The following is a 267-nucleotide window of genomic DNA, read 5'->3' on the forward strand; positions in this document are numbered from 1 at the left end:
CTTTCAATACGCTCGCCATGAGCGTGTACAGCGACTTCGGCTTCGATCATGTCGAGATCAAGCTGTCGCTGCGCCCTGATGCGCGCGCCGGCACGGACGAAACGTGGGATCGCGCGGAGCAGGGCCTGCGCGAAGCGCTGACCGCGTGCGGCGTGACGTGGGAAGAACTGCCGGGCGAAGGCGCGTTCTATGGTCCGAAGGTGGAATATCACATCAAGGACGCGCTCGGCCGCTCGTGGCAATGTGGCACGCTGCAGCTCGACATGG

General features: G+C 64.0%; 1 pseudogene. It reads left to right on the forward strand.

The features are described from left to right. Nucleotides 1–267: pseudogene (locus tag SB822_RS57680) on the forward strand (threonine--tRNA ligase); the annotation flags it as partial.

Origin of the sequence: Paraburkholderia sp. SIMBA_054, assembly GCF_046534875.1 — a bacterium.
Taxonomy (GTDB): domain Bacteria; phylum Pseudomonadota; class Gammaproteobacteria; order Burkholderiales; family Burkholderiaceae; genus Paraburkholderia; species Paraburkholderia hospita.